This is a genomic window from Bacillus songklensis (genome assembly GCF_042649685.1).
Taxonomy (GTDB): Bacteria; Bacillota; Bacilli; order Bacillales; family Bacillaceae_H; genus Bacillus_BA; species Bacillus_BA songklensis.
Window position 1 is genome coordinate 1 of record NZ_JBHRZT010000007.1, and the last position, 15,893, is coordinate 15,893.

General features: G+C 36.3%; 13 protein-coding genes and 2 pseudogenes. 9 read left to right on the forward strand and 6 right to left on the reverse strand.

Going from position 1 to position 15,893, the window contains the following annotated elements; genetic code table 11:
* Nucleotides 1–931: 931 nt before the first annotated feature.
* Nucleotides 932–1,144 (reverse strand): annotated as a pseudogene (locus ACFOU2_RS00590) (LytTR family DNA-binding domain-containing protein); the annotation flags it as partial.
* Nucleotides 1,145–1,506: 362 nt separating this feature from the next.
* On the opposite strand from ACFOU2_RS00590, the gene ACFOU2_RS00595 reads away from it, so the two are divergent.
* Nucleotides 1,507–2,139: a recombinase family protein gene (locus ACFOU2_RS00595; RefSeq protein ID WP_377911266.1), complete on the forward strand. Its 633-nt coding sequence runs from the start codon at nucleotides 1,507–1,509 to the stop codon at nucleotides 2,137–2,139.
* A 355-nt stretch (nucleotides 2,140–2,494) separates the two neighbouring features.
* On the opposite strand, the gene ACFOU2_RS00600 is transcribed toward ACFOU2_RS00595, so the two are convergent.
* Nucleotides 2,495–3,961, reverse strand: a complete 1,467-nt coding sequence (locus ACFOU2_RS00600) for a serine hydrolase (protein WP_377911268.1) — start codon at nucleotides 3,959–3,961, stop codon at nucleotides 2,495–2,497.
* A 356-nt stretch (nucleotides 3,962–4,317) separates the two neighbouring features.
* Here ACFOU2_RS00600 and ACFOU2_RS00605 point away from each other — a divergent pair, with 356 nt between their 5' ends.
* A complete protein-coding gene (locus tag ACFOU2_RS00605) occupies nucleotides 4,318–4,524 on the forward strand; it encodes a hypothetical protein (protein WP_377911270.1) in 207 nt (68 codons plus the stop codon).
* Nucleotides 4,525–4,575: 51 nt separating this feature from the next.
* Here ACFOU2_RS00605 and bla read toward each other — a convergent pair whose 3' ends face one another.
* Nucleotides 4,576–5,520 carry a class A beta-lactamase gene (gene bla, locus ACFOU2_RS00610; protein ID WP_377911272.1) on the reverse strand — a complete coding sequence of 315 codons (945 nt, stop codon included), beginning with the start codon at nucleotides 5,518–5,520 and terminating at the stop codon, nucleotides 4,576–4,578.
* A 233-nt stretch (nucleotides 5,521–5,753) separates the two neighbouring features.
* Between bla and ACFOU2_RS00615 the strand changes: the two genes are divergently transcribed.
* Both ACFOU2_RS00615 and blaI read left to right on the forward strand, forming a co-directional pair.
* A complete protein-coding gene (locus tag ACFOU2_RS00615) occupies nucleotides 5,754–7,526 on the forward strand; it encodes a BlaR1 family beta-lactam sensor/signal transducer (RefSeq protein WP_377911274.1) in 1,773 nt (590 codons plus the stop codon).
* A 20-nt stretch (nucleotides 7,527–7,546) separates the two neighbouring features.
* Entirely contained in the window at nucleotides 7,547–7,930 is a 384-nt protein-coding gene (blaI, locus tag ACFOU2_RS00620; protein WP_377911276.1) for a penicillinase repressor BlaI, read from the forward strand.
* A 483-nt stretch (nucleotides 7,931–8,413) separates the two neighbouring features.
* On the opposite strand, the pseudogene ACFOU2_RS00625 reads toward blaI, so the two are convergent.
* Nucleotides 8,414–8,571, reverse strand: a pseudogene (locus tag ACFOU2_RS00625) (helix-turn-helix domain-containing protein); the annotation flags it as partial.
* Nucleotides 8,572–10,321: 1,750 nt separating this feature from the next.
* On the opposite strand from ACFOU2_RS00625, the gene ACFOU2_RS00630 reads away from it, so the two are divergent.
* Both ACFOU2_RS00630 and ACFOU2_RS00635 read left to right on the forward strand, forming a co-directional pair.
* Entirely contained in the window at nucleotides 10,322–11,110 is a 789-nt protein-coding gene (locus ACFOU2_RS00630; protein WP_377911278.1) for a hypothetical protein, read from the forward strand.
* A 4-nt stretch (nucleotides 11,111–11,114) separates the two neighbouring features.
* Nucleotides 11,115–11,579, forward strand: coding sequence for a hypothetical protein (locus ACFOU2_RS00635; protein ID WP_377911280.1), 465 nt, complete (start codon nucleotides 11,115–11,117; stop codon nucleotides 11,577–11,579).
* Nucleotides 11,580–12,079: 500 nt separating this feature from the next.
* Here ACFOU2_RS00635 and ACFOU2_RS00640 read toward each other — a convergent pair whose 3' ends face one another.
* Together ACFOU2_RS00640 and ACFOU2_RS00645 are read right to left on the reverse strand one after the other, a co-directional pair.
* Complete coding sequence (locus ACFOU2_RS00640; protein WP_377911282.1) at nucleotides 12,080–12,583, reverse strand: DinB family protein; 504 nt, start codon at nucleotides 12,581–12,583, stop codon at nucleotides 12,080–12,082.
* A gap of 234 nt (nucleotides 12,584–12,817) precedes the next feature.
* Entirely contained in the window at nucleotides 12,818–13,267 is a 450-nt protein-coding gene (locus tag ACFOU2_RS00645) for a hypothetical protein (RefSeq protein ID WP_377911284.1), read from the reverse strand.
* A 490-nt stretch (nucleotides 13,268–13,757) separates the two neighbouring features.
* Here ACFOU2_RS00645 and ACFOU2_RS00650 point away from each other — a divergent pair, with 490 nt between their 5' ends.
* From ACFOU2_RS00650 to ACFOU2_RS00660, 3 genes are read left to right on the forward strand one after another with little or no spacing between them, the layout of a single operon-like run.
* Nucleotides 13,758–14,381 (forward strand): YhbD family protein, encoded by a 624-nt coding sequence (locus ACFOU2_RS00650; RefSeq protein WP_377911286.1) that lies wholly within the window; start codon nucleotides 13,758–13,760, stop codon nucleotides 14,379–14,381.
* Between the two features lie 12 nt (nucleotides 14,382–14,393).
* A complete protein-coding gene (locus ACFOU2_RS00655) occupies nucleotides 14,394–15,116 on the forward strand; it encodes a polymer-forming cytoskeletal protein (protein WP_377911288.1) in 723 nt (240 codons plus the stop codon).
* A 33-nt stretch (nucleotides 15,117–15,149) separates the two neighbouring features.
* Complete coding sequence (locus tag ACFOU2_RS00660) at nucleotides 15,150–15,854, forward strand: cytoplasmic protein (protein ID WP_377911290.1); 705 nt, start codon at nucleotides 15,150–15,152, stop codon at nucleotides 15,852–15,854.
* Nucleotides 15,855–15,893: the final 39 nt, after the last annotated feature.

A 15,893-nucleotide genomic window follows, 5' to 3' on the forward strand; every position in this document is an offset into this window, starting at 1 on the left:
GGCACCAATTAAGATAACGTCTGTTTTTTTCTGTCTGTCGCTCATTTTCCCCATCCTTATCCCCTAAGTTTGCAGAAAGGATGTAGGCGCTCCTGCTTAGGTGTCACAAAAAGCCAGGCGCGACCTAGGAACACACCTTTTCTGCATCAATTATAACCTGATCATAGTATATCACTACCTGCTTTTTAGGCAGGTTGTTCTTTTAAACATTTATGATATAGCTCAGTAATTTCGTTGTCGTCTAATTCTAAGATATCATCTTCTTTTTTAAAGCACTCCTCAATAGAGCATCTTCAATCTTAATTCTCTCGATTTCTTTAAGAAAATAATACTTCAAAACATTATTCATTTCTTGAACCTCTCCTGCATTTTATAATGTAAGTGCTCTCATAACTATGCTCGATGTTAGGATTGAAATCATTTCGTGTAGCCAGCTTAACGGTAAGTAGCGTCAAAGCTTACGCGCGGTAAAAAAAGGGAATTCTATCAAAGGATGAACTCTGCACAAAATGAAGTTGAATTTATTCATAAGTTATTTAGATCAGCCTCTTAATCTCAAGGTTAACAGGATATTACTGTTCTATGATTCTAGTGAATTATTTTTGCACCAGAACCTTAATATCCGTATCAATTGACTTTGAGTGATGATGTTCCTCACGCTTTGCTAACGTAAAGGGTACCGCTTTGACATCAACAGCTCAGGTAAATCCTTTAATCTTAGTGTCATGTCTACCTTTCTCTGTCAGGATCACACGATTTGATAAACAATACTCCCGGATAACATTGTAAGCGTTTTCTATTTTTCATCTCTCTCTCTTGTATCCTTGTAAATTATTTTATCTGATAACGTTCATAAAGGATGAATTCTGGGATGAAATTAGCAAAAATTACGATAAATCAGATTATTCTTATCCTAAAACAGAAGAAATCTTCAAAACCTAGGTAGTTTTTGAAAATAACTGGTGTAGGATTGACTAACAGGAATTTTCTCTCGTTTTTTCATCACCAGCACAAACATCGAGTGGCATCAGGATAACTCTCCTAGATATGATCAACGTTAACGATATAGGATCGATGACATCACACAAAGCAATCCTTTGCTTTGGTAAAAGAAAATCGTATATTTATGGGTACCAGAAGATTCTGGTGCAAGAAATCTATGATTTTCTGAGCAGGATAATAATTGAATCCCCCTATCTAAAAAGATTATGAGGGTATTGTGTTCACATAACCCAGATTATCGGTAGTCAATGTATCTCGGACACTATAAAAACACCCTTCAGACCTTGTGTTCTGAAGGATTTTTTGTTCATATAATAGTGCTATTGGTAGCCCGACCGTGCATAAAAGTATACCTTTGTAAATACAACCTGTGAAGCTATCAAACTCAGTAAAATCAAGTTTAAAAGGGTGGTTAAAATATTTTATAAACGTTTATAACAACGAAACACCTTTATAAACGAAAATGATATAATAAAGGAACATAATATCAGAGGGGAAATTTAATTGGAAAATATTTACGGATACATGCGTGTAAGTACGAAAGAACAGAATGAACAGCGAAAATTACAAAAAATGTTAGAGAAAGGTGTGGAGGATCGACGCATCTTTGTCGATAAAGCAAGTGGAAAAAATTTTGATCGCCCTCAATACCAATTGCTGCGGAAGATACTTGGAAAAGGTGACCTTGTGTATATAGATGCTCTGGATCGGATGGGCCGTAATTATGATGAAGTCATTGCAGAGTGGAAGCATATTACACGAGAACTAAAGGCGGATATCATTGTTCTGGAAAACGAGTCTCTCTTCGACAGCCGTAAGTTCAGGGACATGGGAGATATGGGCCGTCTAATGGAAGATCAGTTTTTATCCTTACTTTCTTACGTTGCAGATCAGGAGCGCAAGAAAATTCGTCAACGCCAAGCAGAAGGAATTGCCGTGGCGAAATCCCAGGGAAGGCATCTAGGGCGGCCTCAGGTAAACTTATCAACCCTCAGTAAGAAGCAGCTATATATAATAGAAGAAACTTATCCAAAATGGAAAAATGGAGAAGTGACTGGAGTCATATTCATGGAAATGTTAGAACTGAAGAAAAACACGTTTTATAAAATCATGAAGGAATATGAAAGAGATATTTAACATATTACTGAAGTTAATAATTTGAATGCCATTTCAAAGGTGGCCGTATAAATAACCCGCAAAAGTTTAATTATAGGAGCTATTTAAACAACGGCTACCCGTTAGCCAACCATGCAGCGCTGATCTTATGCTGCATGGTTGGCTAATAGGTGTGTTGAATTAACATGTACGACAGTAAAGAATGTTATTATCAGTTGATCCCTGAAGGGCTAGTCACCAAAGGATATTCATCTGAAGATCTTTTTTACCCTGACGATAACATGCCTTATATAAATAAAGGATGAAACGAGAAGGAGCATTCTGTCTCATCCTTTATTTTTGTTTAAATTTTGGAATGGTAATGGTATGTTTAATTTTATGAGATTTTATCTGATATTTTACTAAATGTAATCGGTTTCGAGCTTAACATCAGTGGTAAGTGTAATTTAAAATGAGACAAGTTTCCTTCTACGTCTATTTCATAACCTATTAAAATATTCATTTCTGTCCCGAAAAGGTTCCACTTTGTCATAAACATGTTGTAATGATGGTGTTTCATCTCTGTATCAAAGGCTTCCCACCTTAAATATAACGTATTATTTTGTGTATACACGTTGATTTTTCCATATGCAGGATGTTCAAAAATTCCTGTATAATCTTCTAACTTATGTGTAAAAGTTGTTTCTTTTACCTGTGGAAGGGGTTCATCTAATTGTTTCATCATTTCTTTAAACTTAACAGTGTCTTCTATAGCTCGATTATGCCAGTCAATTTTATCCAGATCTAGTAATTCGTCATAAATTTGATTTGAAAGGTAAGTAGGTAGTAACGTAGTCCCAGTATTCGTTAATATAACAAGTCCAACATTTTCTTGTGGTATAAAGGAAACAAGTGCTGAAAATCCATCAATATTCCCACCGTGATGGATTATTTTATAACCACGATATGCACTAATAAACCATCCAAGTCCATAGCAATTTAGTGTTGTTTCTGGTGGAGATAAAAGTGGCTCCTCTGGAATCGGAATATGCGGTTGATACATTTGTTGTAACATATTCGCTGTAATTAGTTCATGTTTGCTCACTTTTCCTTGATTTAAGTGGAATAGCACCCATTTAGCCATATCATCGACATTTGAGTTTATACATCCCGCAGCGCCAACTGTATCGATGTTACGAAATGGCACTTCAATTATTTTTCCGTCTTTTTCAATGTACGGAAGTGCGTGATCATCTGCTTCTTGTGAGGTGGTAACTGAGAAGTTTGTCTGTTCCATATGAAGAGGTTGCAGAATATGCTCAGTTACATATTGTTCCCATGTTTGATGTGTAATTTTTTCTACCATATAGCTAATGGTTGCATACATTAAATTATTGTATAAAAAGGTTGTACGAAAAGGTGCATCTAGCTCCAAGTGTCGGATTTTTTCCATGATATCTTTTCGTCTTAATGATGATCCATACCATAGTAGATCGTGACGACTAACACCAGCACGATGAGAAGCTAAATCACGAGCTGTAATTTCTGAGCTTACTAGAGGATCATGAAGTGCAAAAGTAGGAACGTAAGTTTGAACTGGTGTATCCCATTTAAATTTTTGTTGTTGGGCAAGTAAACTTAGGGAGAGTGTACCAAATGCTTTTGTAGATGAACCAATCGCAAATAGTGTATTTGACGTAACAGGTTTCTTATTTTCAATGTCACGGTATCCAAATCCTTCAGAAAGAATAACTTCTCCATCTTTTATGATTGCGACTGCTGTCCCTGGAACCTTTAAATCTTTCATCATTCCCTTTGTATAATCACGTAAGCGACCTATAAGAGAGGATTCTATTTTTTGCATAAGTCTTTGTCTCCTTTACCATTTTTTTCTATAAATAAGTTATTCCTGATAAGGAAGAGAAAGACCTTGTTATTAACAAAGATGTCATAGTTTTTTTAGAATTTCACTATAAGGTGTGATTGACGTACCCATAAAAGTTTTTTACAAATAATAAATCCGGCATATAAAGTATAGAGGGGTTTACCACTATTATCTAAAATGTTCGTTTTTGCTACAAGTCCTATCGGTACCAATGCATTGGTAAATATTGTATCACTATGATCTAGTTTTACACATATCTCGGCTGAACCTCTACATTCCATTATTAGTATAATGGTGTAAAATAAAAGGAAGATTGTATAAGTGAGGTGTTTATAATGAAAAAACAGAGATGTACCGAACCACAAAATCCCTATATGAAACAAATTAGAGATTTATTCATTGTTACAAGTTGTTATGCTACTTATACTTTCTTCAAGATAGGTAAAAAACGATATATTCATTCAAGCTACGATGGCGAACAAGTCTTTCATGTTTTAGATTTGGAGAAAAAAGAAGTTGAAGTCTCAAAAACTTTCTTGTAGTAAAAAACGACCTTCACCCAAAGAGTCGTACTCTTTCTCTAAAATGTTAATCTATTTGTTGTTAGAAAACGCCTGAACAATCACTTTTGTAGCCTTTGCGATGAGTTCATCATTAAAGCTTGCATTCTCTGCATTGCGACTTGACATGATCGCAATAATAATCGGTTCTCGATTTGGTGGCCACACAATCGCTATATCATTTCGAGTTCCATAGCCACCGGCTCCGCTCTTATCTCCAACCTCCCAACCTTCTGGTACACCAGCTCGAATGAGGGAATCACCTGTAGTATTCCCTTTTAGCCAATTTGTGAAAATTTCTTGCTTATCGGCAGGAAGGTACTCACTGATTCCAAACACCTCAAGGGTAGTTGCAAGTGCTTTAGGGGTACTTGTATCCCGTGAATCCCCAGGAATAGCTTCGTTCAAATCTGGTTCAATACGGTCAGCCATTGTGATAGTATCGCCACTTTCTCGTAACGCCTTTTCAAATCCATCTGGTCCGCCTAATTCTTCGAACAGAAGATTTCCTGCTGTATTATCACTATACTGCATCGCTGCTTCAGCTATCTTTCCTAGACTCATCCCTTTATTCACAAAATCTTCTGTAATTGGAGAATAGGTAACAATATCTTCATTGGTGAATGTCCTTATTTCCTCAAGCACTGATATCGGATTTTGCTTTAATAAAACAGCTGCGGCTAGGGCTTTGAATGTAGATGTGTACGCAAATCGTTCGTCCTCACGAAATTCCACGGTTTCTTTTGTTCCTGTGTCAATGGCATAGACCCCAAGCCTCGCGTCATATTCCTTCTCAAGTTGTTCAAATTTCTCCATTGTGGTTTCTTTTGCCGTTATATTTTCTGACGTTTGGTTAGTTCCCCCCGTATGTTCTGTTTCTGATTGTTGTACAACCTGTTTTTTCTCATCTGAGCAGCCTACAACCATAAGTACCAAGCCTATCGGTGCTAGTATTTGATAAATCCCTCTTTTGTTCATGATGTAAAACCTCCTAATTATTTGATTAGACTCTTATGTACGAATTGAAAAAACAACCTTATTCAAGGAGTTTTAACAGATTACATTTGTAGTCCGATTACATCTGTAGTACAATATTACATATGTAATCAAATAAAGTCAACTCTTTATTTTTTCCCCATCAAGCTACTATAAATATGCTATATACCTGTTTTTAAAAATTTAAAAATTCAAGAGAGCTGGTGTTGAAGGACATGTTTTTAACTCATTTTATAATTGGCCTATTGGTGTCTTCATTTTCCGTTACTGTTATTCTACTTATACGAAAATGGTTTGGAAGACAACTAACAGCAAAATGGCATTATCATTTGTGGATGTTTCTTTTTATCGCTTTAGCACTTCCATTCATACCTACTCATTTATATAATTTTAGTTCTCTCTTTAGCGGTGGGGATACATATCAGACTAATGCGCTCAGCCCTAATACGGAAATAACTGGAACTAATATGATGCAGGGCCTACACTTGATACAAGACTTTTCTGTATCTGTCAATCGGCCGGACCTGTCCTTACTTAATATGGGAGTGATGGGATTATGGATGTCAGGGTTGCTATTATTTATTTTTACTATGGTTCGTGGATGGCTCACACTTAGAAGGATAAAGAATTATTCTTCTACGTTTTCCAATCAAGAAGTTCTCGTGCTTTTCGAAGAATGCAAGAAAAGACTACAGATTAAAAAATCAATAAAGATTGTTATTTCGAAAAAAGTCCAATCTCCAATGATATTCGGACTTTTTCAAACATATATCGTCTTACCTTCTCAGCATGAAAACTGGCTCAGCTTGAAACATTACGAGTATATCTTTCTTCATGAACTGAATCACTATAAAAACAAGGATCTGCTGACAAATTACGTGATATTGTTCTATCAAATCATTTATTGGTTTAATCCCCTTGTCTGGCTTGCTTTTAGAGAAATGAGATTAGATCGGGAAATCGCATGTGATACATCTGTTTTACATTTACTAGATGATAATTCATTTAGTGAATATGGAAATACAATCATTAATTTTGTGGATCTTTCGAAACGGTCAAGTAAGCTACAGTTAGTGACACAAATAAACGGTTCGAAGCGTCAAATCAAAAAACGAATTGAACAAATTTCTGCCTATAAGCCTGGCGCAAAGAAATCAATAAGAAAAAGCGTCTTTATTTATGTGTTGGCCAGTATCATTTTGACAATCCAATTACCTGTCATTTCCGCATTTGCGACGGAGAACGACCGATACTATTTTAATAATGACGGAACAGTTTATGAGGATTTACATCAATTCTTTAAAGGGTATGAAGGAAGCTTTGTTTTATATGATCATAGTGCACAACAATATCGCATTTATAATGAAGAGAAAAGTACGTTGCGGGTATCACCTGATTCCACATACAAAATCTATAGTGCCTTATTTGCACTAGAATCAAATGTGATATCACCCGAAGAATCCACCCTTTCATGGGATGGGACGGAGCAACCCTATGACGCTTGGAATATGGATCAGGATGTCTCATCTGCTTTACAAAAATCTGTAAACTGGTATTTCCAAGAACTAGATCGTAGAACAGGATTTGAAACAATACAATCCAATCTACAAGACATAAACTATGGAAACTCCAATGTATCTGGGGAATTAGGTGAATTCTGGCACGAATCCTCATTAAAAATTTCTCCAGTCGAGCAAGTGCAACTGCTGCAAGCCTTTTATAACAATCAATTGGGATATAAGGAAATGCATATCCAAGCTGTGAAGGAAGCACTACTCTTAGAAAAGAATGAAGAAGCTCGCCTATCAGGAAAAACAGGTACAGGAACAGTGAATGGAAAAAACATCAATGGTTGGTTTATCGGGTATGTAGAGACGAAGAACAATACTTATTTCTTTGCTACCAATATACAAAATGAAGATGATGCATCTGGAAGCAAGGCTGTAGAAATTACTTTATCAATTTTAAAAGATTTAGGAATCTATTAAAGAAAATGGAGGGGATAAATATGGAGAAAAACATTCCTAGTATATCAGAATCAGAATGGGAAATCATGAACGTGCTTTGGGATAAAGCTCCTCAAACAGCGAATGACATCATACTTTCCTTACAGGAGAGTACCGATTGGAAGCCGAAAACCATACGCACTCTTCTCGATCGATTGGTTCAAAAAGGTGTAGTAGGTGTCAATAAAAATCTAAGAGTTTACACCTTTTACCCGCTCTATACACAGGAAGAGTGCCAGCGTGCCGAGACCGAATCATTTATCAAGCGTATCTATGGAGGTACCCTGAAATCCATGCTTGCCCAATTCATTCAGGAAGATGCCCTATCTGATGATGATATCAATGAACTACGCTTTATTTTAGATAAGAAACCTAAAAAGCAATAATATTAAAAAAGACGATTTGGAATTTTTCCAAATCGCTTTTTTTGGTCGAAATCGAAATAGCGGGGGACATATTACTCATGTAATTATCGCTTTCTTCCCTGTAAATACTATGCCCGTTAGTCATAATGAACGAAACGGCCCCAGTTTGCTAAACGTAGGTTACACTTGGTCATAATGTTAGTGTCAAAAACTAAAAACCAAGTGTAGAGCTACACACGAAGGGAGCCATTAACTATGAAGGATGTATTTATTCAACTAAATTGCTTCGATAGTTTAAGTACAACCCTTCACAATCTCATGTATATTTTAAAATAAATATCCAGTTTTCTTTAAAGATGTTGTTCAATTATATAACCCGTTTACGAAACAACTTTATTGTCATTCACACCAGTGTTCGTGCAACCAGGGGCAGAATAAACATCGCTCAAGTACCCCTTGCCCTATTGGTTACTAGTTAGTCTCATTATTGTTTTGCATCTTACGTTACAGAGTCATTCTAGAGATACCAGCTTTCTCTGCAGCATCCGTGCGACTCATCCCTTGATCTATAAGATATAAAGCATAATTAACTTTTCCTCATCGGTTTTCGGTCTTCCAGGGTGTTTCCCTCGTTTTCTTGCAGCCTGAACCCCTTCCTTTGTCGGTCCAGATTCTGGTCGATTATAGAAACACGCATGTAACCAAATTTCATATGTATCCTCTCCTCTGCACATTATTGCACAAAAACACAATGAGGTTAAAATGCTAACCTGTTTTTTTTCAAAATAGGGAACAATATATATAACAAAGGTGTGTAATAATATTGAACTTTAGTTTTTAATCTTATGGATGTGACAAAAATGATTCTTTCTACCTTTTGGAGTTTCTATATAATTTTGCTTATTTCCTACTGTGTCACTAAAAAGAAATTACACTTATTTGAGATACTTTTTATATGGATGATAGTCTGGTTAATAACTCATTCAGTTTTCTCAATCATTACAGTGAATCTTGGTTATTTAAAATTGTCTGAACAACCAGAACATTATTGGCTGCATCTATACAAAAGATTAATACTCTATCCGTTAATAATTGTATGGTTCATCGATATTCAAACCAGATTTAAATATAAGGCTAAAACCATCATAATTTTTTCTTCAATTATTTTATTAACTTTGGTGGAGTATTTTTCTATCTGGAAAGGTGTGCTTATAAATAAAAATTGGAATGTATGGTTTTCACTGATTGAGTGGACTTTTACTTTTGTCTTTACCTACTTTTCGTGGTTTTGGTATAGAAGAATTTTGTGGAGAAAGGATGGTCTCTAATGTTAGACTTTCCTAAACAATTCGATATAAATGAATGGTGTATTATCCTAATTATTCTCATTAACATAATCTTATTTAAGTTACCTAAACGTTTTCCTAATGCCATAACTGTTTTAATTGTCCTTCTAAGCATTTCAATCCCAAAAATTATTAATCATACAATTGCCGTTTTACCTTTTGACCTCTATGATTTGAATGACACAAAGCGGTATGAGCTATTCGATTTAATGCTGTATGCTTGTTATCCCCCTTTTGGCTATTTATGTGTTTATTTCTATAGTAGGCTCCAAAAAAACGGTTTGTTTGTATTGCTTTATATTTTAGCATGGGCTGTTTTTGCAGTGATTTTCGAATATTTTTTGGTTATGATACAGGTTTTTAGATATAAAGGGTGGAATATATTTTACTCATTTCCAACCTATCTAATAGTAATTTCCATATACCTTATTTTCTTTAAATTTGTTTCAAACTACTATTATAAAACAATAACGCGAGAAAATTAACCTACCGATTCTTTAACTATCCTGAAAAAGTTATCTTGCTCAAAATCTAAAAAAGGCCATACAAAAGTAGACCCAGCTAAAATGGTTTTAAAAAAAAGGCTGAGCCTTCTGATTAAACTACAGTATGTAATGAAATACAACTTGGAATTAGATCCTTTCTTATATAGGTATCGAAAAAGGCTAGGCTGGTGCAACAAACCCTATTAAGATTAATCTATCCTGCGTGCTTCTCTTAAAGAGAGCGACAATTTGTGGTGCACCTGGTCGTTGTATGTCAGTCTATCCTGCGGGCTCAAGGCACCATAGTCGAACGACCTTCCTTCGCCAGCCGTATTAGAAGGATTGACAAGAATGATGAAAACTAGACTAGGTCAGTAACCATTTTCATTCATTTGATGGTGCCGCAAAGCGGCATGGTTGGCTACCATGGAAGAACGATAAACCTTCCATAAACTGTGGTGCCTCAAATCGAGGCATGGTTGGCTAACGGGACAGGTTAATAAGAACGTAATCCTTTATAATAATTCAATCGATGGATAAACTATCATTATTATCTACATATAGGAGCCTAGAGATATCGTATGAACAACTATACAAATAACAATACAGCCAGACGCTATAAGGCTCATGTAAGTATTCTCGGAACCACTCAATTGCACCTTAGGAACCCTTATATCATCGGCTGGTGGTCAGCAGCTTTTCCGGGATTTGGGCATTTGCTTTTATCAAAATATTTACGGGGATTTGTTCTATTTATATGGGAAGTGGTAATTAATCTTCAAGCAAATGTGAACTTAGCCATGATTTACTCGTTTCAAGGGAAAATTGATATGGCAAAAGAAGTATTAAACACAAGATGGCTGCTTATTTATATCCCTGTTTACCTATTTGCCATATGGGATAGTTACCGTACTACAGTTGATTTGAATAAAGTGTATCTTTTAGCTGAACGTGAGAACCACCGATATAATTCCTTTAGCATTGGGGCTATGGAGATTAACTACCTGGATAAAAGGAAACCCACTACCGCATTTATTTGGTCCCTATTTATGCCAGGTTTAGGACAACTCTACATCCATAGACTAATCACTGCTTTTTTTGTCATTATATGGTCGGTTGTTTTTTTCTACTATTCCCACACTCTTGAAGCCGTCTCCTTGCTTTTTATAGGAAAAATTCAACAGGCTACATCCGTATTGAATGGAAAATGGTTTCTTTTTCTTCCATCTGTTTACGGTTTTGCTACGTATGATTCCTATGTTAATACGGTAGAAAACAATAAACTTTATGAAGATGAACAACTCAACTATTTGAAAAGGGATTATCAAAATCCCTATTTTAAAATCTTAAAGGGAAAAGTGATGGAGTGAGGATATGCAGGTCTTCTCAACCTTTGATGAATCAACTTATTTAGAATTAGCCATTTCTTCATTAGAGCAAAAGGGAATAAAAAAAGAAGATATATTTGCTGTTCCACTACACAACCGACAAGAAGAACGTAAAATCTTTGATACACTCCATCGTTCGGACGGAATATCTCTTATTGATATAGCAATGGCACTTGCGACCGCTTTTTCAGTAATTGGAGCCAGTGTTGGATTTATTTTGGCTTGGGGTCCCATTTATTGGGGATTAATCGGTGCTTTTATTGGTTTTATTTTAGGATTGGGAATAAAGTTATTTATGGTAAAAGTTGTTAGGAAACAGCGAACCCCTTTGCGTGGTAAAAGTGCCGAAGTCATACTTATTGTTGATTGCGACGACACAAAAGCTGAGTTAGTGGAAGGAATCCTTTGGGAGCATTTGGCTATGGGAGTGGCAAAGGTTATTAAGAAATAGCCTATTTATTCTTCTGGGTCTTATTGAGCTAACGGGAGCTTGAGTTCAAGAGGGGAAGTTGCTGCAGCGACTCCTTTTTTCTTCCTTTCTATTAAAAAACGTTCGCAAAAGTTTATCAAAATCGACGAACGTTCATAAATGTTTTTTTTAGTTTTACGAACGTAAAAAATGACCGTTTTTAAGCAAAAATGAACCGTTCGTAAAAGTGTACTTTTACGAACGGTTAAAATGATGGTCAGTGGAACATGACAATAAAGTTGTTTAATTTTTGAAATAAAACACTCCACCGCACTTAAAAATATAACAATAAAGTCGATTAAATCTAAGTATTATCTCACAATCGCGCCCGATTGCTGAAGATCACTAAAGCTTCTATTAGCTGGTTTGTTCCACAAAAAAACAGCACCCCTTGTTAAAAAAATGCGATCCATCAGTTGAACAAGAAGACCGTTATTGTTCTGTCGATTCCCGTTAATCAATAGTATTTTGTTAGAATTGGATTACATTTTTGGTGCTTCCATACCTATATTAGCCCACTCCTCTTTTGACGGACCATAAATTCCGGGAACAGTTAACCCTGCCTGACGCATAAGAACAGTCATTTGTCCGCGATGATGGTTCTGATGAAGAATCAGAGTCATCAAAAAAATGGCATTTGGCTGCTGTTGTCCAAAAAAGTCATTAAGGACTTTTAGACTATCGTCAGTCCATTGATTTTTCACCGCCTGAATAAATGCATTGCTTGCCTTAGAATAGCTGTCCGCAATAAATTGAGCCGAAGTTGGAACTGGCCAGTCTTCAGACGGAGATTCAAACGTCAGCCCTGTACGCGAAGTCATCACATGAATAGCGGTAACGATATGCCAGGCAATACGTCCTAAAGTCCAATTCTGTAGAGTAATTTCCTGTCTAAGTGACTCATCGGTAAGATTATTTAGTACCCTCTGGGTTGCTCCTGCCTCATACTCCCAAGATTTTAAAAAACCATCTAATGTTTGAAACATATAAACCCCTCCTTAGTTTCATTTCAAATGATAGTTTCGATGTAATCTTGGAATTACCTTCCAAAACTACCCAAATATTTTCACTTATATTGATTAAGATTTGCAAGAAAACAGTATGAAGCTTTGTTATGCTGCTCCGTTAGCAACATAAGAAAAAGACTACCGAAGCAGCTCTGGTTCTCTAACTCTAGCCACCCGTTAAAGAAGACTGTTTTCAATTATGGATATGCCTGTTTAAGAGTAAATTTGAATTGCAGCAATAATCCATAAACTAACTGATAATATGCAAAGAGTAGTTCCTATAATAGTCGAAGTACGTTGGAATGCATTCCTTTCTCTAAAGCTCCTACTCACTTCATCCAAAATATAAAAGGTAAAAGCAATAATGGAAGCAATTATCGCCAAACCACTGTCCCAAAAATATAAAACAAGTGCTGCACCAAGGTGGATAATCATTGAAGAGACTTTTCTTTTTCTTTCATTACCAAGCCCTCTTGTTACTGCCTCAGAAACCAACGAAACAGGAAGAGCATAAAAAAGTAAGCACGGAAAAACAAAGAGTGCATATATGAACCAACCGTCCAAAATGCTTCCGTATCCTTCTGACATAGAATCTCCAACCGAAAAGATAAGTGTAATTATAAAAGCCAATAAAACAGATGTATGTAGTTTTCTTTTAAACATATAAAGAGCTCCTTTGAAGTCTAAATTCTAAGCAATAATAGTTTAATTATAAAGGTATTGGAAACTCATTTTAACGAGGTTTATTTCCTTTTTAATATTCAAGAGAGAACCCAAACCCTTCTTCAACAAACCTGCCAGTTAGCTCAAGTACATTTCTTCACAAATTTCTCTATACTTTAGTATAAATATCCCATTTCCTTATGAAGTGTTATTCAAGAAAATGGCCCTTTAATGGAACATTGACTTTAAAGTATAGCTATTAAAGAGTTAAATCCAAATTAAATAAATTGACTTCCAAGCATCCATTTTTTACTCCCTTTATTACTTATTCTCTCTACTATTCAGTCAAAAACGTTCGTAAAAGTACAATATTATAAACAAAAAAAGTCTTAGATTCTACCAAATCTAAGGCTTTTTTGATCTCCTCTTTAAGGACTTTACAATGTAACAGTGTTATGTTACATTGGTATTCAGAAAGGGGTTTTACAATATGAGTGAGGAGTTAATTTCTAAAAAGGAATTATTAGAACTGGCAGGAATATCGTACGGACAGCTGTACAGATGGAAACGAAAGGATCTCATACCGGAAGAATGGTTTGTAAGGAAGTCCACGTTTACCGGGCAAGAAACGTTCTTTCCGAAAGAAAAAATTTTAGAAAGAATCAACAAAATCCAAACGATGAAGGAAAATTTATCTTTGGATGAGCTTGCTGATATGTTTTCTCCCAATCTGAGCAATCTGGAGTTAGAAAGAGATGAATTAATAGAACGCAACATTGTTTCGGAGACGGTTATGAATTTTTACTTGGAGAATGATCATGGCGGTCTGAAATTTAATTTTTCCAAAATGCTTGAAGTTTATGTTTTAGAAAAGCTTCTGCAGTCAGGGGAAATTAATTTGGATGAAGGGAAAATGCTGCTGCAGTTATTAAAGGATAATACAGCGCTGATTAAGCAAAAAAGCTGTGAGCTGGTCATTACCCGAAAGCTCGGCGTATCATCGTGCCTTTTATTAATTAATGCAGAAGAGATTCATATTGAGCGGGGAACGAAGATGGTCGTCCGTCTTTCTCTGATGACCTGCATGGAAGAAATTAAGGCGAAATTATTATAAAGGAGAATGGCAATGGAACTAAAAAATAACGGAGACTTGGTCATTAATGGCTTGGGTTCATCAAACGGTGGTCAGTTTAACATAGTCACAGTGAATGGCAGAGGGACGATTAACAGCGATTTGGAATGCAGTGAATTTGAATGCAACGGCTCGGGGGCGATCCATGGGGATATTAGAGCGCATACAGCCAAAGTTAACGGAACTGCGAGGTTTAAAGGTACAGTCGAAGGCCAGAAGCTGACAGTGGAAGGGACAGCGAAATTTGAGAAAAATCTGTTTGTGAAAGATTTAAAGGTTTCAGGTAAAGTTACTGTTGGCGGAAGAGTAAAGTGCGAGAAAATCAAATTAAGAGGCTTGTTCAAGGTTGAGGAAGATTGTGAAGCCGAGATTTTTAAAGGTGAATATCGGTTTACGGTTGGCGGGCTTTTAAACGCGGATCAAGTAAATATTAAAATTTATGGGGAATGTAAAGCAAAAGAAATCGGCGGGCAGACGATCATCGTTAAACAACATAAAGGGTCTTTCATTGGCGCATTATTCAAACCCCTTTTTAAAGCGCAATTAGAAACGGATTTAATTGAAGGGGACAAAATTGAGTTGGAAAATACGATTGCCAAAGTGGTTCGGGGGAATCAGGTCCGAATTGGTGCTAATTGCCAGATAGGCATTGTAGAATACACAGATGAATTTTCACAGGATAAAAATGCCATAGTAAATGATGTGAGAAAGGCATAATGGGAGGAGAAGACCATAAAAAAAGGTGATAACTTGATTATCAATGGCTCGGGAAGTTATCCCGGGGGCCGCTATGATAAAATCAGCATCAGAGGCGAAGGGACGATTGTAAATAATGTAGAATGCTCGGTTTTTAATGTATATGGAACGAGTGAAGCGGTTGAAAATGTTAAAGCAGGTTTAGTAAAAATTTTTGGGGAGACAGAAGTTAAAGGCAATATCGAGGCCGAGGAAACGACTGTAATGGGTACAATGATAGTCGGCAGCAATGCACAGATGAAAAAAATAAAGGTATTCGGATTGCTCGAAGTGGGCGAAAGACTTGTTGGTGATCAAGCAACAATCAAAGGAAGTATAGCGGTTAATGGCGATGTGGAGTACGAAACGTTCGATTCCAGGGGCGGTTTTGAAATTAAGGGGCTCCTATCTGCTGATACGATAAAAATTGTCTCGAGCTATGGGGAGAGCTTTGCAGAAGAAATAGGCGGCGGGAAAATTACTGTAAAAAGAGGGGTTTGGCTGATTCCCTTCACAAATATTTCACTCTCAAAGAAGGAAGGTTTCCTTACGACCAAAGTAATTGAAGGAGATGATATCTCTCTGGAAAATACAAAGGCAGATATTGTTCGGGGCAATAAAGTGAGAATTGGGCCCGGCTGCCAAATTGGATTAGTAGAATATCGCGAAAATATGACCCAGCATCCGGGTGCAACGATAAAAACAAAGACAAAGATATAAAGGAGAAACAGGATAGTAACGAAGGAAAGTAACTTAGGA